Below are 24901 nucleotides of genomic sequence, written 5' to 3' on the forward strand. Positions count from 1 at the left end.
CCGGGGTTGACCGGCTGCAGCACGACCCGGCTGCCGGAGCGGCATGCCGCCGACGGCGCGACCACCGTGTAGGTGGCGGTGGCGGTGCTGGTGTTGCCAGCGGTGTCGGTGGCCTGGCAGCTCAGGGTCTGGGACCCGGCGGTGGTGGTGACGGGGGTGTCGCAGGACTGCTCGGCGATCCCGGAGCCGGTGTCGGTCGCGCCGGCGCGTGCGGTGGCGGTGCCGCCGACGGCGACCGGGTCCGGGGTGACCACGGGGGCCAGCGCGGGCGGGGTCCGGTCGAGCGTGACCGTGATCGCCGTGGTCGCTTCCCGGCCGAGGGTGTCGGTGACGGTGCGGCTGATCAGGGTGCCGGGGGTGTCGGTGGTGACGGTGACCGGGTCGGGACAGACCACCCCGGTGCCGGTGCACGCGAACGACACCAGCACCTCGTCGGTGGCCCAGGTGCCCTCGGTGTAGGGGACCCCGTCGGATACCGCATCGAGCTCGATCGTCGGCAACGGCACCTCGGCCGCCACCACGACCTCCGCGAACGCCGCATGACCATCCGTCGCACCATCATTCGGCGTCGCGACGACCCGGATCACGTCGCCCGGTGCCGCACCGGCCTTCGAGAGGTCGACCACGTCCATGCCCTCGCCGAAGGCCTGACCGTTGCGGCTCCACGCGTAGGTCATGCTCACATCGTCCGAGTCGGGATCGGTGCTCGCGGCGACGGCCGTGAGCACGGAGGCCGGCGTGACGATGCCGCCGTCGCTGCTGGAGATGTCCACCGTGGCCGCGGGGGCGTCATTGGGCGGGTCGACCGTCAGCGTCAGTGCCCCGGACGTTGTGCACGATCCGCCGTGGCAGACGCGGATCGAGACGGCGAAGCTCCCCGTCTCCGCCATGACACGGTCGATCGTCGCGCGGGTCGCTGTGCCGTCCGGGGTGGTGGTGATCGCCGCGACACCGGATGCCGCCACCGTGCCGTCCGCGCGCGTGAGGTTGTACGTCGCGGTATAGGCCGAGGGATCCGTTCCCGCCGCATCGATCGTCACGCTCTCCACGAGGCGGTCGCCGAGCGCAAGCACCTGGTTTCCGGCGAGGGCGCTGATGGCCGGCATCGGGGCACCCGCGGCGTCCAGGCGTCCTCGCGAGGTCTCGATCATCACGTTGCCGCCGGCGTCGACCGCCTGCAGCATCCACCGCACCGGACCGTCGATCGTCAGCTTCGCCTCCCACAGCCCGCCGCCGCGGTCGATGAGCGGCAGCGGCTCCCACGCTCGGGGCCCGCCGGTGCTGCCTTCCGGCGTCACGAGGAGGAAGGCGGTCTCGACCGTGCTCCCGGTGCCGTCGAGTTCGAAGCCGAACCACCTCTCGCCGGCGCTCGGGAGCTCACGCGACCGGACGACCGGCGCCGTCCGGTCGGTGGAGGTCGCTGCGCCGTACACGACGCTGAGGTCGAGGTCGGTGAACTTCTCCATCACGCCTCTGCCGTCCAGAGCCGCCGATACCCGGCCCGGTGTCACGACGAGCAGATCCAGCGGGCCGGCCGGCGAGTCCTGCCTGGTCACCGTCGCGTAGGTGGAGGGGAACGCCACGCCGTTGCGGGTGACCGACGTGGGGGCGACGCCCGCGTCGGGCTCCGCGATCGCCGGGGTGACGAGATCGTCGAGGTCGAGCTCGGAGGAGAGCGCGGTGATGAGCGCACCGCGAGCCACCGTGCCGCCGGGGGCCGTCTCAAGACGCGACACGACCTTGGGCAGCACCGGCTGACCGGCGGCCGTGAGCGGCTCCTGATCGTCGGCCGTCAGATAGGTGACGGGGTCACCGTCCGGGCCCGGCACGGTGGTGGTCTCGAACGCCGGATGCAGCGAGAGTGACGCGGCTCGGAGGCCCGCTGTCAGCCCGGCACCGTCTTCGACGGGCGAGAGGTCCGCCGGGATCGCCGGCAGGGGGAGGAGCTTCGGGTCGCCGGGTGTGTCCGCGAAGGTGTACATCGGCAGTCCGTAGTACACGGCCTGCATGAGCACCTTCTCGTCGTAGCCGGTGTACAGACCGAGCCGCCCGAGGTACGACTGCTTCGCGAACGTCAATGCGGCGGCCGCCGAGACCGTCGGGCCGTCGGCCGCGGTGCGGACGCCCACCCAGTCCGAGTACAGCTCGAGAAGCCTCTCGCTGAGCGCCGTCGAGGTGCCGTTGGCGAGGCCGTAGCCGGTGTTCCCCACGAAGCCGCCGGCGGCGGAGAAGACATCGGCCCAGTCCTCGGTGTCGCCGTAGTACCCCGTCGGCAGGTTGTTCCCGGCGTGGCAGCCGATCAGGAAGAACAGCGCGCCCGCGAGCTTCTCCCGTACGGCGACCGGTGCGCCCAGCTCGTCCACCAGGGCGCCGTCGGGCTTGTCGAGGAGCGTGTCGAGGCCGCCCGCGGTGAAGAGGTCCGCGTCGGCGAACCGGCCGGACTCCGCTCCGATGATGCCGGGAAGCATGCGGGTCTCGTCGGCGTGGGTGTTGACGGAGACGACCCGGGGGCTCGGCGCCCCCTCTGCGGCCGGGAGCAGCTGGGAGAGCAGGGTCGTGGCCGACCAGGGCTGCTGCAGCACGGTGTCGGCGGGGGATCGCCAGTCGAGCTTCGACGTCACGAGGTCGGGCAGCTCACTCCACGCGCCATAGCCGCCGGTGAGCGTCGAGTCGGCCTGGAGGACGCCGTCGCTCGCGCGGAAGCGATCGATCGCCTGGAGGATCTGCTGCGGAGTGTCGACCAGCCGCCCTACCGCCACGCTGGGGACGTACAGCCGGCCGCCCGCCGAGTCGTACGCCCGCGCCAGTGCGTACGGGTCGTCGCTGAGGATGACGTTCGACGCGGCCGCGGCGGAGAGCGGCGTCGCGCAGGGGTCCAGCGTCCCCGGCTCGACCTGAGGGAGGCAGGCGCCGCCGGCTCGCGGGACGGACAGCCGGAGTTCGGCCGCGTGGCTGGCCTCGTTGAACTGGGCGGTGTTCTGAGCGACCGGCGCGAACGGCACGATGTCGTCCGCGCCGACCAGGACGATCGACGAGATGTGGGCACGCTCCGTGCCGATCTCCTGCGCGACGAAGGTGTTCACGGCGGAGACCCACGCTCCGCGGGCGGACATCGAGCAGGGGTTCGCGTCCAGGGCGGCTCGCGCCGTCGCGACGCCGGAGTCCGAGTCGATGGACAGCACGGCGCCCCGGACGAACGCGCTGTCGGTCGCACCGGCCGGGGAATCGAGCCCTTCGAGGGCGGCGCGCACCTCCTGCGCGGCCGAGGCCCCGTAGGTGTCGCCGAACCGCTTCTGATCGAAGAGGTAGATGGTGTTCGTGTCGCCGGTCACCGACTGGCTGGCGCCGACGGCGCCGTTCGCTCCGACCGGGAGCGTCCAGGGGGTGCACGTCGTCTCGACCGCCTCGTCCACGAGGCGCACCCGCAGGGAGTACAGGGACGAGCTGGCTTCGCCGTTCCCGCTCGTGACGCGGACGAGGAGCTGCTCTCCGGCGGCGGCGTCGGTCGATGCGGCTTCGACCTCGGCGCTTCCGGTGCCTCCGACCACGGCCTGGTCTACCAGCGTCCGGCCCTCGACGGCGGTTCCGGCATCCGCCCCCCTCTCGGCGTCGGAGCCGACGCCGGACTGCTCGGTCACGCCGGTTCCGGGAGCGGCACCGGCCGACGCCGTGCCGAGCTCGGCCACCGGGTCCGATGATCGGTAGAGCCCGACCGAGATCTGACCGTCTGCGGCGTTGGTGGAGATGACGAGCCGCTTCCCGGGCGCGGGCGCATCGACGAGGTACCAGTCCTCGTCCTCGGCGGGGCCGTAGTAGCGCTCCCCGGTGTCGTCGTCGTTCTCGATGAACTGGGGTGCGATCCACTCGTAGTAGATGTTGCCCTCCCGCAGTATTGTCGGGGTCCGATTCGGGTCAGCCCATGCGCCGCCGATGCGGTTGTGGCGCGCGTCGTCGAAGTCGCGGACACTCGGATACGAGTACAGCGCCGCCGGCTCGGTGGTGCGGTCGCCGACGGTCAGCACCGCGGTGGCGCTCGACTCGCTCGGCTGCGACGTGGCGCTGTACGCCACCCGGAACTCGATGACCGTGCCTCCGACGCTGTCGGGCAGGGGGAATCGCGTGAGACCGTCGTCCCGCTGCACGGGCCCGGTGTAGTCGCTGAGCGCCGCGCTCGTCCGAGGGCCGGAGGCGGCCGCCTCGACCTCTTCGGAGGTGGTGCCGGCGGGCAGCTGCACCGTCGCCGTCGGCGCGCGGAATGTCGTCGTCTCACCGGGGCCGGGATCGAAGGTGAAGCGGAACGACGCGGTCGGCGAGCACGGTCGGAGCCCGTCGCACTCGCGCCCCGGCGACTGCTCGAGGGCCAGGGTCGGGTCGATCGCGCTCGGAGCGATCTGCTCCCACGGGTAGCTCTCGGCATCGAGCATCGAGAAGAGCAGGTCGCCCACCGTGATGTCGTCGGGCGTCTCCGCGGCCAGCACGTCCAGAGCCGCATCGGTCAGGAAGGCGCCTTCGGCGTCCGCGAGCGTGACCGCGGCGGAGCCGGCGCCGACCAGGGCAGCGCGCGTCGCCCCGGAGAGGGAGTCCAGGCGCACCGCGCCGAGCGGGGTCGAGGTGAGGAAGAGGTCGTTCATGCGGATCTCGCTGAAGAGCGTGGCGTCGATCGGCAGGCTTCCCAAAGGCACGTCCTCGATGCCCGTGCGGCCGATGTCGAGGCCGATCGCGTCCACATCGGCGAGCACGGTCGTCGTCTCGACGGTGAAAGGCAGGCCCTGCGCCTGCACGCGCGACTGCCACCGCGGGACGAAGTCGTCGCCGGCTTCCTCCATAGGGTCATCGCCGTCGCCCGCGATCGGAATGCTTCCCAGCGGGGCGCCTCCGAGGATCAGCGACGTGATCGTCAGACCGCTGATGCCACTGTCGGTCAGATCCACGTCGTCGAGCGACAGCGTGAGGATGCGCTGTGCGGCGGCGCGCCTCGCCTCGGTCTCCGGTGAGCCGTCAGGAGCCGCCGCGGCTGCCGTCGCGGCCCAGTCCAGCACCTCGGCGAGGGTCACGGAGAGCTCGAGCTCACCGGCGAAGGGCGTCTCGCTGAGGAGCTCGGTCCACCCGCCCGGGATGTCGAGCCGGTAGATGGGGAGCCGGTAGATCGGGAGGCGGTAGATGGGGAGCCGGTAGATCGGCGAGTCCTCGACCATCAGCCGGTAGATCGGCAGCCGGTAGATCGGGAGGCGGTAGATGGGCAGGCGGTAGATGGGGAGCCGGTAGATCGGTGCGTCGGCGAGGACGGCGGCGTAATCGCGGAGCTCGGAGATCGGGATGTCGGCGATCGCGAGCGACGTCATGAATCCGGGGACCGCCAGGGTGCCCTGCACGGTGCCGGCCGAGATGCCCGCGTTGCTGTGGGTGTCGATCGCGAGGGCGGAAGAAGTGGCCCCAGGGGCAGCCGAGGACGCACCCGAGTAGGCGACGGTCCGCCCCGACGCCGAGAGCGTCGGACCGGTGCCGGCGGCGAGGTCATCGTGGTCGAGCGCGAGCGGGCCGTTGCACTGGATCGCGGCCGACGTGTCGGCCCACTGCACCCGCTGCCGCCGCACCACCGGCTCGGCCAGAGCCGGAGCGCCCGTGGACGGCTGCGTCGTCTGCCACACCACGGTCGTGCCGTCGGCCGAGATGACGGGAGCCTCGACGTACCCCACGCTGCGGTCGATGCCCGCCGTGCCGACCGCGACGCTGTGCTCGACCGAGAACTCCGTCCGCTCCGGTTCGATGGAGGTCGCCACGATCGTCGGCAGCTGCCCGCAGCTGTCGTTGTCGACGTAGGCGATCGCCGATCCCAGCGCGTCGATCGTCGGCTGCACGGCGTCGGTCGCGATCTTCTCGAAGAAATTCGTGCTGTCCGGATGCGCGCCGCGCCCTCGGTACACGAGGCTCTTCGCGCCGGCGAGGGACGAGCTGGTGACGCTCGACAGCGAGTCGACCCGAGAGGTGAACACGGTGTACTCGCCGTTGCCGCTGATCTGGGGGTCGCCGGTGCCGCCCGCGACGGTCTGCGTCGGCAGGAAGCGCGTGAGCGCGAGATCGCCGCGCGCGCCGTCGTCGTCGGCGTCGAGGTCGGCGAAGAACGCATCGGGCGCGCCGTTCCCGTCGGCGCCGACGCCGCTCAGGTTGGTCGCGGCCGACTCGAATACGATCGAGCCGCCGTCGTCGCTCATGTCGGGGCCATGGGAGTCGCCGTCGGCTTCGCCCCCCGCGACGGCGTCGACGACGATCGTCGTGCCGACGACGGTGTCGCGCAGATACACGTGGCGACGTCCGGGGGTGAACGAGCCGGGGACCAGGTTCGTCGCCGTGCTCGAGAACACGACGTAGCGGCCGTCGGCGCTGACCACCGGCTCACCGCTCGGCCCGTTCGCCTGGCTCTCGCCGGTGGTCGGGTCGGGCACGCTCACCCGCGTCGCCGGGCCGCTGAACGGATCGCCCGAGCCCGGGATCGCGGTGCTGAGGAACACGTCCGCGACCCCGTTGGTGTCGCCGGGTGCCAGGCCGGTCGCCGTCGAGACGAAGGCGACGTGCTGTGCGTCGGCGGTGAGGTAGGGCTGGGTCGAGGCTCCCGCGTCGACGCGCGATACCAGGAACGCCTCGGCATCCGCGGCCGCTGCGGGCGTGGCCGTCGCGATCGCGACGAGACCCGATGCCACGAACAGGATGCTGCTGCCCATCGCGACCGGTCGAAGCACGCGGCGGCGGGTGATGGTGGTCGTGCTCATGGCGAGAGGCCTCACTTCGGGGTGACAGGCTCGGGAACTGCGCGAGGGAATGGCGATCGGCGGCGCACAGGGAGGGGTCGACCGTGCCGTGCCGGATCGGCGGCGCGGGCGCGCCGCACCGCCCCCGCCGGTTCGCGATGCTCGGCGAGCACGCGGACGGCGAGGTCGTTCCCCGAAACGCGCGCGTCCATGCGGCCCGCTCCCCAGTGCAACCCCAGTTGCAGAACATCAGACGACAAGGTCCGTTCGGCCCGATGTCGCGATGAGTCACTATGGCACCGCGCGGGATGTGTCCGCTACGGCCCTGGCGCGGTAGCACTGTCCGCGCACCGCGTAAACCCCGGCCCGCGGCATCCGCTCGCCGCTAGCGTTGAGGGATGGTGAACTATCGATATCTCGGCAACAGCGGTCTCAAGGTCTCGGAGATCACGTACGGCAACTGGGTGACGCACGGCTCGCAGGTCGATGACTCGGCGGCGATCGCGACCGTGCAGGCGGCGCTGGATGCCGGCATCACGACCTTCGACACCGCCGACGTGTACGCGAACACCGCGGCCGAGACGGTGCTGGGCAAGGCGCTCGCCGGGCAGCGCCGCGAGTCGCTCGAGATCTTCACCAAGGTCTACTGGCCGACCGGCCCTCGCGGGGCCAACGACACCGGCCTAAGCCGCAAGCACATCATGGAGTCCATCAACGGCTCGCTGCAGCGCCTCGGCACCGACTACGTCGACCTCTACCAGGCGCACCGCTACGACTACGAGACGCCGATCGAGGAGACCTTCCAAGCCTTCGCCGACGTGGTCCGTCAGGGCAAGGCGCTGTACATCGGCGTCTCGGAGTGGACGGCGGAGCAGCTGCGCGAGGGCCACGCTCTGGCGAAGAGCTACGGCATCCAGCTCATCTCGAACCAGCCGCAGTACTCGATGCTCTGGCGAGTGATCGAGGGCAAGGTCGTGCCCGCGTCGGAAGAGCTCGGCATTTCGCAGATCGTGTGGTCGCCGATGGCGCAGGGCGTGTTGAGCGGCAAGTACCTGCCGGGTCAGCCGGTTCCCGAGGGCTCCCGCGCGACCGATGAGAAGAGCGGCGCCGGCTTCATCAAGAGCTTCCTCCGCGACGAGGTGCTCGAGGCCGTTCAGCGGCTCAAGCCCATCGCGGCGGACGCCGGTCTCTCGATGCCGCAGCTCGCGATCGCGTGGGTGCTGCAGAACAAGAACGTCGCCGCCGCGCTGGTGGGGGCATCCCGTCCCGAGCAGCTCGCCGACACCGTCAAGGCCTCGGGCGTCGTCCTGGACGCCGACACGATGGCGGCGATCGACACCGCGCTGGCCGGCGCCGTGAACGACGACCCCGAGGACACCTACACGGTGTCGCCGAAGTCGCGAGTGGTCTGACGTCCGTGGCGACCACGAGCGCCGGCATCCTGCTCTACCGGCTCGGCCCCGACCCCGAGGTGCTCATCGCGCACATGGGCGGGCCGTACTGGGCGGCGAAGGATGCCGGCGCCTGGTCGCTGCCGAAGGGCGAGTTCGACGAGGGCGATGAGCCGGCGCTCGATGCGGCCCGGCGCGAGTTCCGCGAGGAGCTCGGCATCGATCCGCCCGAGGGGCCGTACGCCGAGCTCGGGACCTTCGCCTACTCGTCGGGCAAGCGCGTCACGGTGTTCGTGGCCGACGGCGCGGACTTCCCCCTCGAGGGGCTCGAGTACGGCGAGTTCGAACTGGAGTGGCCGCCGCGGTCGGGGAAGACGGCGTCGTTCCCCGAGGTCGACAGGGTCGAGTGGATGCCGCTGCCCGACGCCCGCGAGAAGCTCGTGAAGGGCCAGCGCCCCGCGCTCGACGCGCTCGAGCAGCACCTCGCCGACGCCCGCGCTTGAGGGACGCGCTCCGGCTCGCTGCGAGCGGAGCGACGGGACGGAACGCGCCGGACCGCCACGCTGCTCAGGGCCGCAGCATCACCTTTCCGACCCGGCCCGGCTCCGCGTTGGCCGCGACCGCCGCGGCGATGTCGTCCAGGCCGTACGTCGCCGACACCGGCAGCGTCAGCGCGCCCGAGGAGATGCGGGTGATGAGCTCGCCGAATAGCGCACCGCGCTTGTCGGCGGCCATGCGCGCCCCGACCGTGGAGCCCCAGAACCCGCGTACCGTCAAGTCGCGGAAGATGATGTCGCCGACGGGCAGCTGCAGGATCGGCGACTGCATGGCGCCGAAGACCACCAGGCTGCCTCCGTCGCCGAGCAGCGACAGCACCTGGCCGCTCGCGGCGCCGCCGACCGAGTCCACGCCGACGCCGATGGCGGCGCCGCCGGTGAGCGCGAGCACCTCGTCTCGCCAGCCCTCGACATCGGTGGCCACCACGCCCGAGATGCCCTGCGCCGCGAGCTCGGCGACGGCGGCGGATCGGCGCACGAGTCCGACGACGTTGAGTCCCCGTGCCGCGGCAAGCTGTGCGACGAGACGCCCGACGGCGCCGTTCGCAGCGTTCTGCACGAGCCAGTCGCCCTCGCCCAGCCCCAGCTGGTCGATGAGGCTGATGGCGCTGAACGGCATCGCGACGAGCTGGGCCGCCACCTCTTCGGGCACGCCCTCCGGCACCGGGATGAGCCCGCCCGCCGGGGCGAGCACGTACTCCGCCCACACCCCGAACGTGCCGCCGGTGGCGACGCGCTGACCCACGGCGAGCCCGGTCACACCCTCGCCGAGGGCATCGACCAGCGCGACCGCCTCGGTCCCCGCCCGTGCGGGCAGCTCGGGAACGACGCCATAGGAGCCGCGGGCGGTCCACAGGTCGTGGTTGTGGATCGGCGAGAGCACGATTTTGAGGCGCACCTGCCCCGGTCCGGGCTCGGGCAGTGCCACCTCCTCTACGGCGAGGACGTCGGCGGGGTCTCCGAACCGGTGCTGGACGATGGCGCGCATGGGATCTCCTTCAGTTCGCTGGCTTCAACGGTGCGCTCAGCGCCCGTTCTTCGGTGCCGCCGAGACGTCGAGCAGCTCCTTGCCGCCCAGCGACGACCAGGCGCTGGCGATGCCCTTCGCGGCATGCTCGGACGCGCGCACCGCGCGTTCGTCGGCCCACGCGTTGAGCACGTGGCCCGAGTGCCCGCGCACGTGCTCGAGCACGACATCCGGCAAACCGACCGCGCGACGCGCGTCGCGGGCGACGATCAGCTGCTCGAGCAGGTCGATGTTCTTCGTCGGGGCACCCGTCGATGTCTTCCAGCCGCGGCGGCGGTGGCCGTCCATCCACTTCGTATAGGTGTCGATCGCGTACTTCGAGTCGGCCTGCACGACGAGGTTCTCCACGTCGGGGTGATCCTCGATGGCCTTGAGGAGACCGAGCAGCTCGCCGATGTTGTTGGTGCCGACGGGGACCGACCCGGCGGCCCAGTGGCCGTCCTCGCCGACCCACGCCCAGCCGGCCGGTCCGGGATTGCCCTTGCAGGCGCCGTCGGTGGCCACGATGTAGCGGGGGGCGTCAGTCACTCGGGCAAGGCTACCCGTCGTCGCCCCGGCGGTCGGCCCGCCAGTCATCGATGAGCCGGGGCATCCGCTCGGCGAGGTAGCGCAGGAAGTCGGCGACCTCGCGTGCCCGCGCGACCGAGATGGGGGCATCGGCGTTCTCGTCGGCGATGCTCTCCATCTGCGCCGCCAGGCTCGCGTAGAGGGGAGCGTTCGCGGTGATCATGCCGGCCCAGGCGTCGTCCACGAGGTCGTAGCGATCGCGGCGGTCGCCCGGGCGGGAGACCCGCTGGATGAAGCGCATCGTCACGAGGTACCGCACCGCGCCCGACACGGCGGCCGCCGAGACGCCGAGGCGGTCGGCCAGCTCGGCGGCGGTGTACCCCTCGTCGGGCGAGCCCACCAGCGCCATCATCACGCGGGCGGGCATGCGGGCCATGCCTGCTGCCGCGAGCATGGCTGCCGCCTGTTCGGCGGCCTCGACCCCGGGGTGCTCAGTCACCGGTCGCCAGCTCCCGGCGTCGCATGAGGGCGAGGGATGCCGCGACCCCGGCGGCGGCGGCGAGCACCAGCCACCACAGCCCCCGCACGTCGAGCTGATCGCCGTCCATGAACGGCGTGACGGCGATGGGGGAGAGGTGCGTGAGCCACTCCGGAAGTCCGAACAGCGGACCGAACAGGCCCAGCGTCATCCCCAGCACGACGAGCGACCAGCCCACGGCGATGGTGAGCCGCGGGGCGAGGACGAACACGAGCGCCGTGACGACGAGGAAGACGGATGCCGCGGCCACCTGCCCGGCGCCGGCGACGAGCACGTCGCCCATGAGGTCCCAGTCACCGTCCTGTCCGGCGATGCCTCCGGCTGCACCCGCGATCGCCGCCGCCACGACCAGCACGATGCCGGCGAAGGCCACCAGGAGGTACCCGCCCAGCCACCGTGTGCGGGCGACGGGTGCCGCCAGCACCGGCTCGGCCGTGCCGTGCGCCTCGTCCTGCCGCGCACGGCACACGATCTGCACCGCGCAGCAGGCCGCGAGCACGCCGAGCATCGTGAAGAACGTGGTGACGGTGCCCTGCTCGATGTCGCCCTCGCCCGAGATCTGCTCGAGGATCTGCGCGACGGAGGGATTCTCCGCGCTGATCTCGCTCACGATCGAGGCGAGCGAGGTCGAGAGGAGCCCGGTGAGCAGCCCGCCCACCGTCCAGCCGACGATGGCTCCGCGCGTCACGCGCCACACCAGTGCCGTCGGCGACGAGAGCGCGGCTGACGCCCAGGCACGGCCCGGCCGCTCGGCGACGAAGCTCTCGCCCAGGTCGCGCGCCGACACGAGAGCCACCGAGACAACGGCCAGCACGAGGCCGAGGCCGACGCAGAGCGCCAGCGGCCACCACGCGTCGTCCGCGAAGGCGCGCGTGTTCTCGGCCCAGCCGAAGGACGAGAGCCAGGTCAGCCACGAGCTCTCCATCCGGGTCAGGTCGTCGCTCGGTGTGCCGATCGCATTGCCGATGCCCGCGATCAGGAAGGTGAGGAGGGTGGCCCACACGGCGACCGAGTTTGCGCCGCGGGAAGTGCGCATGAGCTGGGCGGCGAACAGCCCGACACCGAGGAAGGCCACCCCGACCGCGCCGGCAGCCGCGCCCGCCACGAGCGAGCCTTCGACCTCGAGGCCCACCGACAGGAACGCCGCCGCGACCAGCGCGGCGAGCAGCGCGTTGGCGAGCAGGCCGTGGACGGCGGTGGCGAGCAGCGGGAGAGTGCGGCCGGCGGGAGTCGCCGCCACGAGCTCCGCGCGGCCGGACTCCTCGTCGCCGCGGGTGTGGCGCACCGCGAGGAAGGTGCTCATCAGCGCAGCGAGGAGCGCGAGCCACGGGAAGATGAGGAACACCATGAAGGCGCCCGCGTCGGTCCCCGACGGGAGCCCCCGGAACAGCAGGATCACCGGATTGGCGAGAGCGGCGGCGAGCAGCGACGTGCGGTCCTGCTCGGTCCCGTACGACTCGGCCACACCCACGTACGACAGGTACGCGAGGAGCGCCGTCCCCACCGTCCACAGGAGCAGCTGGCGCCAGTCCCGGCGCACCCGCTGGCCGAGCAGCGTGCCGAAGCGGCTCATCGCCCGTTGCCCTCCAGCGCCGCCAGGTCGTCGCCGTAGTGCCGCAGGAACAGCTCCTCGAGCGACGGCGGCTCGATCCGGAGCCCGGCGACGTGGCGCGCGGCGAGGGCGGGAAGCAGCGCCGGCACGGTGTCGGTGTCGACGGTGAACCGCACTCGGCCCTCCTCGGCCACGACGTCGTGGACGCCGTCGAGACCGGCGGCGGCCGCGGCATCCGTTCCCTCGAAGGAGACCTCGGTGCGGGTGAGATGGCGGAGCTCCGTGAGCGTCCCCGATTCGACGATCCGCCCGGCCCGGATGATCGAGACGCGATCGCAGAGCTGCTCGACCTCCGAGAGGATGTGGCTCGACAGGAGCACGGTCGCCCCGGCCGCGCGCACGCGGGCGATCTCGCGGCGAAACATGACCTCCATCAGCGGGTCGAGCCCGCTCGTCGGCTCGTCGAGGATGTAGAGCTCGGCCGGCACCGCGAATGCGGCGATCAGGGCCACCTTCTGGCGATTGCCCTTGGAGTAGGCGCGGCCCTTCTTGCGCGGATCGAACTGGAAGGCCTCGCACAGGCGCTCCCGCTCGGCCCGGTATGCCGGGCTGGTGCGCGCCGTGCCGCGCAGGCGCGCCAGCAGGTCGATCGCCTCGCCGCCGGAGAGGTTGGGCCAGACGCTGACGTCGCCCGGGATGTACGCGATGCGCCGGTGCAGGGCGACGGCGTCGCGCCAAGGGTCGCCTCCGAAGACCGTCGCCTCCCCGCCGGTTGCTCGGGCGAGGCCGAGCAGGACGCGGATGGTGGTGGACTTGCCCGCACCGTTCGGACCGAGGAAGCCGTGGATCTGCCCGGCGTCGACGCTGAGATCGAGTCCGTCGAGGGCGTGGACCCTGCCGTAGTGCTTGGTGAGTCCGGCGGTGCGAATGACGGTGGTCATGCCGGGAGCGTACGCCCGTTTCACGAATTTGTGAATACTGTGTCGAACGGTCGCGGAGGCGAGGTGTGCGCTATGTATACCAGGCGTAGCGGCTGAGGCGATGGCTGGCCTTCCTGGTGGTCTTATGTATACAATGAGCCGGTTGCAGCGAGGAGGTGTGTCGGCGATGCGAGCCAGTGATCGGGCCTATGCGACCCTCCTCGACGAGATCCAGGGCGGAGCGCTGTCCCCGGGCGCCGTGCTCGGCGAGGTCGAGCAGGCCGCCCGCCTCGGCGTCAGCCGTACGCCCCTGCGCGAGGCGCTCGGGCGTCTCGCCGCCGACGGTCTGGTCGCCCAGCAGTCTCCGCGCGTCACCGTGGTCACGGCGATCGACGCCGACGACATCCGCGAGATCTTCGAGGTGCGTCGCGCCCTCGAGGAATCCGCGGCCCGGCTCGCTGCCGAGCGGGGGGATGCCGCGGCCTTCGCCGAGCTCGCGCGCGGGTTCGCCGAGGCAGACCTCGCCGGGCCCGACGGCCGGGACGCCTACTACGCCCTCATCGGCCGGTTCGACCGGCAGCTCGATCAGGCCGTCTCCAACGACTACCTGACCGCCGCGCTCCGCACCGTCCGCACCCACCTCGTGCGGGTGCGGCGACTCGCCCGCGACAACCCCGACCGGCTCGCGGCATCCGTCGCGGAGCACCGCCTGATCGCCTCGGCGATCGCCGCCCGCGACGCCGACCTGGCCGCACACGCCACGCACGTGCACCTGCACAACGCGCTCTCGAACATCCTCGACTCCCTGCACGCTACGACGAAAGGCTCGTCATGACCGTCATCCATCACCTCCGCGTCCACCGCAGCGACGAGAACCTGGCTCGCGAGGGCCAGCTCGCCTGGCGGATCGCCGAGATCGCCGCCGACCCGGTCGAGGTCGAGGCCGACGTCGTCGACATGATCATCAACCGCGTGATCGACAACGCCGCCGTGGCCGCGGCATCCCTCACCCGTGCACCTGTGAGCGCCGCCCGCCAGCAGGCCCTCGACCACGCCGTGTCGGTCGGCGGCCAGGGCGCCACCGTGTTCGGCTGCCCCCTCGAGCGGCGCACGTCGCCGGAGTGGGCCGCGTGGGCCAACGGGGTCGCGGTGCGCGAGCTCGACTACCACGACACGTTCCTGGCGGCCGACTACTCGCACCCGGGCGACAACATCCCGCCGATCCTCGCGGTGGCGCAGCACGTCGGCTCCGACGGGGCCGCGCTCGTGCGCGGGCTCGCCACGGGCTACGAGATCCAGATCGACCTCGTGCGGGCCATCTGCCTGCACAAGCACAAGATCGACCACGTCGCCCATCTCGGCCCGTCGGCCGCCGCCGGCATCGGCACGCTCCTCGGACTCGACGTCGAGACGATCTACCAGGCCGTCGGCCAGGCCCTGCACACCACCACCGCCACGCGCCAGTCGCGCAAGGGCGAGATCTCGACCTGGAAGGCGCACGCCCCGGCCTTCGCCGGCAAGATGGCCGTCGAGGCCGTGGACCGCGCGATGCGCGGTGAGACCTCGCCGAGCCCCATCTACGAGGGCGAGGACGGCGTCATCGCCTGGATGCTCGACGGACCGGATGCCTCGTACGAGGTGCCGCTTCCCAGCGCGGGCGAGCCCAAGCGCGGCATCCTGGACTCCTACACGAAGGAGCACTCGGCCGAGTACCAGGCGCAGGCCTGGATCGACCTGGCGCGCCGCCTCCACGGCGAGCACCCGGAGGTCGTCGATCCGGCCGGCGTCGAGTCGATCGTGCTCCACACCTCGCACCACACGCACTACGTGATCGGATCGGGCGCGAACGACCCGCAGAAGTACGACCCCCGGGCCTCGCGCGAGACGCTGGACCACTCGATCCCGTACATCTTCGCGGTCGCGCTGCAGGACGGCGGCTGGCACCACGTCGACTCGTACGCCCCGGAGCGCGCGGGCCGCGAGGACACCGTCGCACTGTGGCACAAGATCACGACGGCAGAGGATGCCGAGTGGACGCGCCGCTACCACTCCGAGGATCCGAACGAGAAGGCCTTCGGCGGCCGCGTCGTCATCACCCTGGCGGACGGCACCGTGGTCGAGGACGAGATCGCGGTGGCCGACGCGCATCCCCTGGGCGCCCGGCCGTTCGCCCGCGCGGACTACATCCGCAAGTTCCGGATCCTCGCGGAGCCCGTGCTCTCGGCCGAGGAGATCGACCGATTCCTCGACCTGGCCGAGCGGCTGCCCGAGCTCAGTGCCGAGGAAGTGCAGCAGCTCACCATCGTCGCCGAGTTCGGCGTTCTGGCGGCTGCGCCCGCGCCCAAGGGGCTGTTCTGATGGCGCGCCTCGGGTATCTGGGCCGATCTCACGCGCGTTCGTCGGAGAATCCGGCCGAGGTCGGAGGATTCTCGCTGAATCCTCCGACGCCAGGGCGGATCTCCGACCGCCGCTGGCGCGGGAGGGTCTGCTGATGCTGTACTCCACTGTGCCTGCGCACGAGAAGCGGCGCCTCTTCCGCGAGCGACTCGCGTCGGGGGAGCTGCTGCGCTTCCCGGGAGCGTTCAACCCGCTCTCGGCGCGGCTCATCGAGCGCAAGGGCTTCGAAGGCGTCTATATCTCCGGCGCGGTGCTCGCCGCCGACCTCGGCCTGCCCGACATCGGCCTCACGACGCTCACCGAGGTGGCGGGCCGGGGCCAGCAGATCGCGCGCATGACGGATCTGCCGGCGATCATCGACGCCGACACCGGGTTCGGCGAGCCGATGAACGTGGCTCGGACGATCCAGACCCTCGAGGACGCCGGGATCGCCGGCACCCACATCGAGGACCAGATCAACCCGAAGCGCTGCGGGCACCTCGACGGCAAGTCGGTCGTGGACGAGGACACCGCGATCAAGCGCATCCGCGCCGCGGTGGACGCGCGCCGCGACCCGAACTTCCTGATCATGGCGCGCACCGACATCCGGGCCGTGGAGGGGATGCATGCCGCGATCGACCGGGCGAAGGCGCTGGTGGATGCCGGAGCCGACGCCGTCTTCCCGGAGGCCATGCGCTCGCTCGAGGAGTTCGCCGCGATCCGGGCAGCAGTCGAGGTGCCGATCCTCGCCAACATGACCGAGTTCGGGAAGTCCGACCTGTTCAGCGTCGACCAGCTGCGCGACGTGGGCGTCAACCTCGTGATCTGGCCGGTGTCGCTGCTGCGCATCGGGATGGGCGCGGCATCCCGTGCGCTCGATACGCTCGTCGACGAGGGGCACCTCACCTCGAAGCTCGGAGAGATGCAGCACCGAGCCGATCTGTACGACCTCATCGACTACGAGCAGTACAACCACTTCGACCAGGACGTCTTCAACTTCACTATCGACACCACCGGTCGTTGAGCGAGCGAAGCGAGACGAAGCGCGTTTCGTCTCGTCGCTTCGCTCCTCGCTCAACGACCGGAAAGGCAAAGGAGCAACCCATGAGCGATCCCGACATCAAGAAGGGTCTCGCCGGCGTCGTCGTCGACTACACGGCGGTCTCGAAGGTCAATCCCGAGACCAACTCGCTGCTGTACCGCGGCTATCCGGTGCAGGAGCTCGCGGCGACGCAGCCGTTCGAGGCCGTGGCGTACCTGCTGTGGCACGGCGAGCTCCCGACCGAGGTGCAGCTCTCGCAGTTGCGGGCGACGGAGCGCTCCTACCGCTCGCTGCCGGCCGACGTGCGCGCGGCGATCGACCTCGTGCCGGTCGACGCGCACCCGATGGACGAGATGCGCACGGCGATCAGCCTGATCGGCGCGCGCGACTTGGCCGGCACCGGCTCGGTGCTCGTGGCGAGTGGGAGCGCGGAGGAGAACCTGGCGCGCAGCGTCCACCTGTTCGCCGTGCTCCCCGCAATCGTGGCCTACGGCCAGCGCCGGCGCCGCGGGCTGCAGCCCATCCCTCCCCGTGACGACCTCGATTACGCGGCGAACTTCCTGTGGATGGTCTTCGGCGAGGAGGCCGACGCGGTCGTCGTCGAGGCCTTCAACCAGTCGATGGTCCTCTACGCCGAGCACTCGTTCAACGCCTCGACCTTCACGGCGCGGGTCATCGCCTCCACGCTCAGCGATCTGTACTCGGCCGTCGTCGGCGCGGTGGGCGCGCTCAAGGGTCCGCTCCACGGCGGTGCGAACGAGGCCGTGCTGCACATCTTCGACGAGATCGGCACGGCCGGGAACGTCGGTCCGTGGCTCGACGAGGCGCTCGCCGAGAAGCGCAAGATCATGGGCTTCGGCCACCGGGTCTACAAGCGCGGCGACTCGCGCGTGCCGACGATGAAGGCCGCGCTCGACCGGCTGGTCGAGCACTTCGACCGGCCCGATGTCGCGGCGCTCTACGAGACGCTCGAGAGCGAGTTCGTCGGCCGCAAGGGCATCTACCCCAACCTCGACTACCCGTCCGGTCCGGCGTACAACCTGATGGGCTTCGACACGCTGACCTTCACGCCCCTGTTCGTCGCGGCGCGCGTGACGGGCTGGACCGCGCACATCATGGAGCAGCTGGCCTCGAATGCGCTGATCCGGCCCCTCTCCGAGTACAACGGCCCCGATGAGCGGCACATCGAGGGTTACGTGCCCGACCCCGCGGTCACCGCGGTGGCCGAGCGCGCGGAGGAGGCCGCCGAGTGAGCCTCTGGGTCGGCGACGTGGCCGGCATCGATCTGAACGCGATGGCCGGCTCGACGCTGATCGAGACTCTGGGCATCGAGGTCGTCGAGCTGCGGGACGACGCGCTGGTGGCGCGGATGCCCGTGGACCATCGCACCGTGCAGCCCGCGGGCGTGCTGCACGGCGGGGCGTCGGTCGCGCTGGCCGAGACCCTCGCGTCCTGGGCCGGCTACCTCGCAGTCGACCGCGAGCGGTTCCACGTCGTCGGCCAGGAGATCAACGCCAATCACATCCGGCCGGTGTTCTCCGGGTGGGTGACGGCGACCGCGACGCCCGCCGCCATCGGCCGGCGCTCGCAGGTGTGGGAGGTCCGCATCATCGACGAAGCGGGAAAGCTCGCGTGCATCTCCCGCTGCACGCTCGCGGTGATCGAGCAACGCAGCAGTTACGCGGCCGCGGCGGAGCGCTCCTCAGGCTGAGGAGGCGCCGCCCCGGTCGCCTCGCGCCTCTGCAAGCGATTGCGGTTGCCACCTGGGATTACGGCAAACCGAGGGCCGAGGCATCCGCAAATGAGCGCTTTCTCACAATGTAAGCGCTTGCACATTCGTTGCGATCGCTGCTAGCGTCGGCCGCACACTGCACCAACAGGCACGTCGCCGTGCCCTGCCTCCCTCAGGAGTTCTCTGTGTCGAAGCCGACATCAGCACGTGCCCGCCGTTCCACCGCCATCGTCGCCGCCGTCGCGCTGATCCTCACCGGGGGACTGGTCGCCGTCGCGCCCGCCGCCGCAGCGGACCACACGTATGCGCTCGTCGGAAGTCTGCAGACCGAACTGGGCTGCCCGGCGGACTGGGCGCCCGAGTGCGCGGCGACCGAGCTCGCACCCACGGACACCGCCGGGATCTACGCCGCGCAGTTCGAGGTGCCCGCCGGCTCGTACACCTACAAGGTCGCCCTCGACGACGGCTGGGCCCTGAACTACGGGGCCGACGGCGTGCTCGACGGCAAGGACATCCCGCTCACCGTCGGCGGCCCGTCGACCCTCCGATTCGTCTTCGACGACACCACCCACCGCATCGGCGTCGAGGTCGTGGAGCTGACGGGTGAGTACTCCGCCGCCGATGACGCGCTCGTCGCCGACCCGGTGCGCCAGCCCGGCAGCGCAGAGCAGTTCTACTTCGTGATGACCGACCGGTTCGCGAACGGCGATCCGACCAACGACCGCGGCGCGATCGACGGCGACCGGCTCGCCCACGGCTTCGACCCGACCGACAAGGGCTTCTACCAGGGCGGCGACATCGCAGGCCTGCGCCAGAAGCTCGACTACATCGAGGGACTCGGCACCAGCGCGATCTGGCTCACGCCGAGCTTCAAGAACCGTCCCGTCCAGGGAGCCGGCGCCGACGCCAGTGCCGGGTACCACGGCTACTGGATCACCGACTTCACGCAGATCGACCCGCACCTCGGCACCAACGCCGAGCTCGAGGCGCTCATCCAGGACGCCCACGACCGCGACATCAAGGTCTACTTCGACATCATCACGAACCACACGGCCGACGTCATCTCCTACGCCGAGGGGTCGCAGACGTACATCACCCAGGAGGCCGAGCCGTACCGCGACGCGTCGGGCACGGCCTTCGACCCGGCCACGTTCGCCGGCACCGACCAGTTCCCCGCGCTCGACCCGGCGATCAGCTTCCCCTACACGCCTGTGATCGCCGCAGCGGATGCCGACGTCAAGGTGCCCGCGTGGCTCAACGACCCGACGCTCTACCACAACCGCGGTGACTCGACGTGGGCGGGGGAGTCGGTGACATTCGGCGACTTCGTCGGCCTCGACGACATCATGACCGAGCACCCGACGGTGGTGGACGGCTTCATCGACGTCTACCAGACCTGGATCGACCTGGGCATCGACGGCTTCCGCATCGACACCGCCAAGCATGTCAACTTCGAGTTCTGGGAGAAGTGGTCCAGCGAAGTCCTCGACTATGCGCACGCCGCCGAGAAGCCGGAGTTCTTCATGTTCGGCGAGGTCTACGACGCCGACCCCGCGAAGCTCTCGCCGTACGTCCGCAACAGCGACATGAACTCCGTGCTGGACTTCACCTTCCAGAGCGCCGCGACCGCCTACGCGAAGGGAACCGGAACGGGGGCCAAGCCGAGCGGTCTTCGGACGCTGTTCGCCGGCGACGACATGTACACGACGCCCGACTCATCGGCCACCGCTCTGCCGACCTTCCTCGGCAACCACGACATGGGCCGCGTCGGTCACTTCCTCGCGGGCGCCGACGCACTCCAGCGCGACGAGCTCGCGCACGAGCTGATGTACCTCACGCGCGGTCAGCCCGTGGTCTACTACGGCGACGAGCAGGGCTTCGCCGGCACGGGCGGCGATAAGGACGCCCGTCAGACGCTCTTCGCGTCGCAGACCGCCGACTACCAGAATCAGCCGCTCGTGACGGGCGAGCAGCTGGGCAGCGTCGACCGCTACAACGCCGATGCCCCGCTGTACGAGCACATCGCCGCCCTCGCCGAGCTGCGTGGCGCCCACCCGGCGCTCGAGTCGGGCGCGCAGATCGAGCGCTATGTCGACGACGCGGCAGCGGGTGTCTACGCGTTCAGCCGTGTCGACCGCACCGACAAGGTCGAGTACCTCGTCGCCACCAACAATGCGACGACCGCCAAGACGGTCTCGATTCCGACGCTCACGACGGACGCCTCGTTCACGTCGCTCTACGGCGGCGGCGACGCCTTCACGACCGACGCCGCCGGCGTCGCATCAGTCACCGTTCCCGCGCTCTCGGCCGTGGTGTACACGGCCGACGGCCCGGTCAGCGCTCCCGAGCAGGCCGGCGAGCTCTCGGTCACCGTCCCCGCCGCAGGCGCCGGCCTCACCGGGGTCGCGCCGGTGAGCGCCGACATCCCCGACGGGGTGTGGGCCGAGACGAGCTTCGCGTGGCGCGTGGTCGGCGACGACGAGTGGCACGCCCTGGGCACCGCCGAGGACACCTCGCCGCGCGTCTTCCACGACGTCGCCGGGATCGATCCGGGCACTCTGGTCGAGTACCGCGCGGTCTCGAAGGACGCCGCCGGCAACAAGGCCGCGGCATCCACCTACGCGTCCGTCGGCAACCGCGTGAACCTCGCGGTCGTCGAAGAGCCCGAGGAGCCGGAGGAGCCGGAGCCGCAGGAGCCGACGGACTACGAGTTCGTGAGCGTCCCGGGCAGCTTCAACAGCGAGGCCGGGTGCCCCGGCGACTGGCAGCCCGAGTGCGAGGCCGTCCAGATGGTCGAGGCGAACGGCATCTGGAGCCTCACGGTGACCATCCCCGAGGGCGACTACGCGTACAAGATCGCGACCGAGAAGTCGTGGGACGAGAACTACGGCGTGGGCGGCGTGGCGGGAGCCACCGACATCCTCTTCCACCACGAGGGAGGCGACGTCTCCTTCTACTTCGATTCGCGCACCAAGAACATCTGGTCGAGCGTCGACGGACCCGTGGTCACGCTCGCCGGCTCCTTCCAGCAGGAGCTCGGCTGCCCCGGCGACTGGCAGCCCGAGTGCCTCGCTGCCATGATGTTCGACCGCAACCGAGACGGCGTGTTCCAGTACACGACCGACGACCTGCCCACCGGCTCCTACGCGGTGAAGGTCACCCACAACGGCAGCTGGGACGAGAACTACGGAGCGGGCGGCGTCGCCGGCGGCGGCGACATCCCGTTCACCGCCAGCGCCGGCAAGGTCGTCACGTTCCGCTACGACATCGAGACGCACATCCTGACCGTCAAGACCACTGACCCGCCGCTTGCGGGCGTCGGCGAGCTCCGCGCGCACTGGATCGACGCCGAGACGATCGCATGGCCGGGCGACCTGGGAACGGCTGCGGCGGATGCCTCGTGGCAGCTGCACGCGTCGGCCGAGGCATCCCTCTCCCTCTCGGACGGTGAGATCACCGGAGGCGACGCCGTCGACCTGACGCGCGTCGACGGCGGGCTCACGGCCGGTCAGAAGAAGAAGTTCCCCGCGCTCGCAGGCTTCACCGCGCTGCGTGTGGAGGGGGCGGATGCCGCAGCCCTCCTGAAGGGCCAGCTCATGGTGTCGCAGCGCGACGCCGCCGGCACGCTCAAGGCCTACACCGGGGTGCAGATCCCCGGCGTGCTCGACGACCTGTACGCGGATGCCGTCGGCGAGACCACCCTCGGGGTCACGTTCAAGAGCGGCAAGCCGACCTTCCGCCTCTGGGCCCCGACCGCGCAGACCGCGACGCTCCTCACGTGGGAGGCCGGCGCCGACGGCGACCCGGTCCGTCACGAGGCGGCGTGGGACGCAGAGTCCGGTGTCTGGACCGTCGCGGGCGCGAAGACGCTGAAGGGGGACGAGTACCTCTGGGAGCTCGAGGTCTACGCCCCGACGACCGGGAAGATCGAGACGAATGTCGTCAGCGACCCGTACTCGGTCGCACTCACGACGAACTCCGAGCGGTCCGTGGCCGTCGACCTGAACGACAAGGGCTGGAAGCCGAAGGCCTGGGAGAAGACTAAGGCGCCGGTCATCGACCGACCGGTCGACCGGGCGATCTACGAGCTGCACATCCGCGACTTCTCGATCACCGACGAGACCGTGCCCGAGGCCGAGCGCGGCACGTACCGGGCGTTCACCCGCGACAGTGCGGGTACCGCGCAGCTCCGTCAGCTCGAGGATGCGGGCATCAACACGATTCACCTCCTGCCCTCGTTCGACATCGCGTCGATCGAGGAGGACCGTTCGAAGCAGGCCGTGCCCGACTGCGACCTGGCGTCGTTCGGACCCGCCAGCGAGGAGCAGCAGGCGTGCATCGAGAAGGTCGTCGACGCCGACGGCTTCAACTGGGGCTACGACCCGTACCACTACTCGGCTCCGGAGGGCTCGTACGCCGTCGATCCGGAGGGCGGGGCACGCGTGCACGAGTTCCGCGAGATGGTCGGCGCGCTCCACGGCATGGGCCTGCAGGTCGTCCTCGACGAGGTGTACAACCACACGGCGCAGTCGGGTCAGGGCGACCGCTCGGTGCTCGACCAGGTCGTGCCCGGCTACTACCACCGGCTGAACCTGGCCGGCAATGTCGAGACCTCGACGTGCTGCCAGAACGTCGCCACCGAGCACGAGGTCGCGCAGAAGCTGATGGTCGACTCGGTCGTCACGTGGGCGCGCGACTACAAGGTAGACGGCTTCCGCTTCGACCTCATGGGCCACCACTCGAAGCAGAACATGCTCGAGATCCGCGCGGCGCTCGACGAGCTGACGCTCAAGAAGGACGGCGTCGACGGAAAGGCGATCTACCTCTACGGCGAGGGCTGGAACTTCGGCGAGGTCGCGAACAACGCGCTCTTCGAGCAGGCCACGCAGGGTCAGCTCGGCGGAACCGGGATCGGCACGTTCACCGACCGCCTGCGCGACGCCGTGCACGGCGGCAGCCCGGTCGACGGCGCGTCGATCTTCTACCAGGGCTTCGGCACCGGCCTCTCCACCGACCCGAACGGTCGGCCGGGCGTGCCTGCTGACCCGGCGGGCGACCTCGCGCGCAAGACCGACCTGGTCAAGCTCGGTCTCGCCGGCAACCTCCGCGACTTCGAGATGACGGCGTCGGACGGCACGGTGAAGGCGGGCGACGAGTTCCTCTACAACGGCGCACCGGCGGGCTACGCCGACCAGCCCGATGAGGTCATCACGTACGTCGATGCGCATGACAACGAGACGCTGTACGACCACCAGGTGTTCAAGCTGCCGGTCGACACGTCGATGGCCGACCGCGTGCGGATGAACACCCTGTCGCTCGCGACGACCGCGTTCTCGCAGACCCCGTCGTTCTGGCACGCCGGCACCGAGCTGCTGCGCTCGAAGTCGCTCGACCGCAACAGCTACAACTCGGGCGACTGGTTCAACCGCATCGACTGGACGGGCACCGAGTCGACGTTCGGCTCGGGTGTGCCGCGCAAGGCCGACAACGAGGACAAGTGGTCGATCATGAAGCCGCTGCTCGAGAACCCGGCCCTCAAGCCCGGTGCATCCGACATCGCGTCGGCCGAGGCATCCGCTCTCGACCTGCTCCGGGTGCGCGAAGAGGTCGGGCTGCTCCGCCTCGGTTCCGCGGACCTGATCCAGCAGAAGGTCTCGTTCCCGAACAGCGGCCCGGATGCCACGCCCGGCGTCGTCGTGATGCTCATCGACGACCTCGTCGGCGAAGACGTCGACCCCGCGCTCGAGGGTGCTCTGGTCGTGTTCAACGCCTCGCCCGATGCGACGACGCAGACGATGCCCGAGCTAGCCGGCCGCGGGTTCGCCCTGACGAAGGCGCAGGCGAAGGGTGCCGACGCCGTCGTGAAGACGACGGAGTGGGATGCCGCCACCGGCGAGATCACCGTTCCGGCCCGATCCGTGGCAGTGCTGGTCGACAAGGCCGATGCCCGCACGGCGGTGCTCGCGGCGCCCGACAGGCTCGTCGCCAAGCACGGCTCGGCGGTGTCGGTCGTCGGCAAGGTCGTCTCCGCGGACGGCGCTGCGCCCGTCGGCACGGTCACCGTCACCGACAAGGGTGCCGTGATCGCGACCGCGGAGCTCACCGCGGCCGACAAGGGCAAGGTGAAGGTCGCGCTGCCGACGCTGAGCCGCGGCCTGCACCTGCTGCGCACGTCGTTCGAGGGTGGGCCCGGATTTCAGGACTCGCGCACCATCGTTCCGGTGCCGGTGCTCATCTACTGACGCGGGATCTCGAGGGGCGGGATGTCGCGGGTTCGCGGCATCCCGCCCCTTCGGCGTCGCCCGGATCGCGTCCGCCCGGGCGTGCGCCGGTCCCCGCCGTTTCGAGATTCAGGAGACGCGCCGCAGCGGGCCTCCATCCGGCCGGGAGCCGACGGCGTGTCTCCTGAATCTGCGACGGCGGACGGCGAGTCGGGACCCGCCGGATCATCCTTCCGGCGGAGGGGCATGAGACTTCCGGCCGACGCCGCACGAGAGCCCGGTCCGTAGCGTC

The 24901-nt window shown here is 70.8% G+C and carries 13 protein-coding genes and 1 pseudogene; 8 read left to right on the forward strand and 6 right to left on the reverse strand.

Annotated features, from left to right (window positions below):
• Nucleotides 1-6767, reverse strand: a pseudogene (locus SOM19_RS02560) (hypothetical protein); the annotation flags it as partial.
• A gap of 377 nt (nt 6768-7144) precedes the next feature.
• Between SOM19_RS02560 and SOM19_RS02565 the strand changes: the two are divergent.
• Both SOM19_RS02565 and SOM19_RS02570 read left to right on the forward strand, forming a co-directional pair.
• Nucleotides 7145-8158: an aldo/keto reductase family protein gene (locus SOM19_RS02565; protein ID WP_320484983.1), complete on the forward strand. Its 1014-nt coding sequence runs from the start codon at nt 7145-7147 to the stop codon at nt 8156-8158.
• A gap of 5 nt (nt 8159-8163) precedes the next feature.
• Nucleotides 8164-8640, forward strand: a complete 477-nt coding sequence (locus SOM19_RS02570) for an NUDIX hydrolase (protein WP_320484984.1) — start codon at nt 8164-8166, stop codon at nt 8638-8640.
• Between the two features lie 64 nt (nt 8641-8704).
• Here the strand turns inward: SOM19_RS02570 and SOM19_RS02575 are convergent, their stop codons facing one another.
• The 5 genes from SOM19_RS02575 to SOM19_RS02595 are packed head-to-tail and all read right to left on the reverse strand — an operon-like array spanning nt 8705 to nt 13259.
• On the reverse strand, nt 8705-9682 hold the full coding sequence (locus tag SOM19_RS02575) for a zinc-binding dehydrogenase (RefSeq protein WP_320484985.1): 978 nt from the start codon (nt 9680-9682) through the stop codon (nt 8705-8707).
• Nucleotides 9683-9718: 36 nt separating this feature from the next.
• Nucleotides 9719-10249 carry a ribonuclease H family protein gene (locus tag SOM19_RS02580; protein WP_320484986.1) on the reverse strand — a complete coding sequence of 177 codons (531 nt, stop codon included), beginning with the start codon at nt 10247-10249 and terminating at the stop codon, nt 9719-9721.
• A 10-nt stretch (nt 10250-10259) separates the two neighbouring features.
• Complete coding sequence (locus tag SOM19_RS02585; protein ID WP_320484987.1) at nt 10260-10727, reverse strand: GbsR/MarR family transcriptional regulator; 468 nt, start codon at nt 10725-10727, stop codon at nt 10260-10262.
• Nucleotides 10720-12339 (reverse strand): ABC transporter permease, encoded by a 1620-nt coding sequence (locus SOM19_RS02590; protein ID WP_320484988.1) that lies wholly within the window; start codon nt 12337-12339, stop codon nt 10720-10722. Before SOM19_RS02590 ends, SOM19_RS02585 begins: the two co-directional genes overlap by 8 nt.
• Nucleotides 12336-13259, reverse strand: coding sequence for an ABC transporter ATP-binding protein (locus SOM19_RS02595; protein ID WP_320484989.1), 924 nt, complete (start codon nt 13257-13259; stop codon nt 12336-12338). The genes SOM19_RS02590 and SOM19_RS02595 overlap by 4 nt, the downstream gene beginning before the upstream one ends.
• 166 nt (nt 13260-13425) lie before the next feature.
• Here SOM19_RS02595 and SOM19_RS02600 point away from each other — a divergent pair, with 166 nt between their 5' ends.
• The 6 genes from SOM19_RS02600 to pulA all read left to right on the forward strand — a co-directional run bounded on the left by SOM19_RS02600 (nt 13426) and on the right by pulA (nt 24630).
• Complete coding sequence (locus SOM19_RS02600; RefSeq protein ID WP_320484990.1) at nt 13426-14073, forward strand: GntR family transcriptional regulator; 648 nt, start codon at nt 13426-13428, stop codon at nt 14071-14073.
• Nucleotides 14070-15596, forward strand: a complete 1527-nt coding sequence (locus SOM19_RS02605; RefSeq protein WP_320484991.1) for an MmgE/PrpD family protein — start codon at nt 14070-14072, stop codon at nt 15594-15596. Before SOM19_RS02600 ends, SOM19_RS02605 begins: the two co-directional genes overlap by 4 nt.
• A 133-nt stretch (nt 15597-15729) precedes the next feature.
• Nucleotides 15730-16638, forward strand: coding sequence for a methylisocitrate lyase (prpB, locus tag SOM19_RS02610; protein WP_320484992.1), 909 nt, complete (start codon nt 15730-15732; stop codon nt 16636-16638).
• Between the two features lie 80 nt (nt 16639-16718).
• A complete protein-coding gene (locus tag SOM19_RS02615; protein WP_320484993.1) occupies nt 16719-17909 on the forward strand; it encodes a bifunctional 2-methylcitrate synthase/citrate synthase in 1191 nt (396 codons plus the stop codon).
• On the forward strand, nt 17906-18367 hold the full coding sequence (locus SOM19_RS02620; RefSeq protein ID WP_320484994.1) for a hotdog fold thioesterase: 462 nt from the start codon (nt 17906-17908) through the stop codon (nt 18365-18367). Before SOM19_RS02615 ends, SOM19_RS02620 begins: the two co-directional genes overlap by 4 nt.
• Nucleotides 18368-18573: 206 nt before the next feature.
• The gene (pulA, locus tag SOM19_RS02625; protein WP_320484995.1) at nt 18574-24630 is read left to right on the forward strand and encodes a pullulanase-type alpha-1,6-glucosidase; all 6057 of its coding nucleotides are present in this window, start codon (nt 18574-18576) and stop codon (nt 24628-24630) included.
• The last annotated feature ends 271 nt before the right edge of the window (nt 24631-24901 follow it).

The organism is Microbacterium sp. CFBP9034, from assembly GCF_034045255.1.
In the GTDB taxonomy this organism is placed as follows: Bacteria; Actinomycetota; Actinomycetes; order Actinomycetales; family Microbacteriaceae; genus Microbacterium.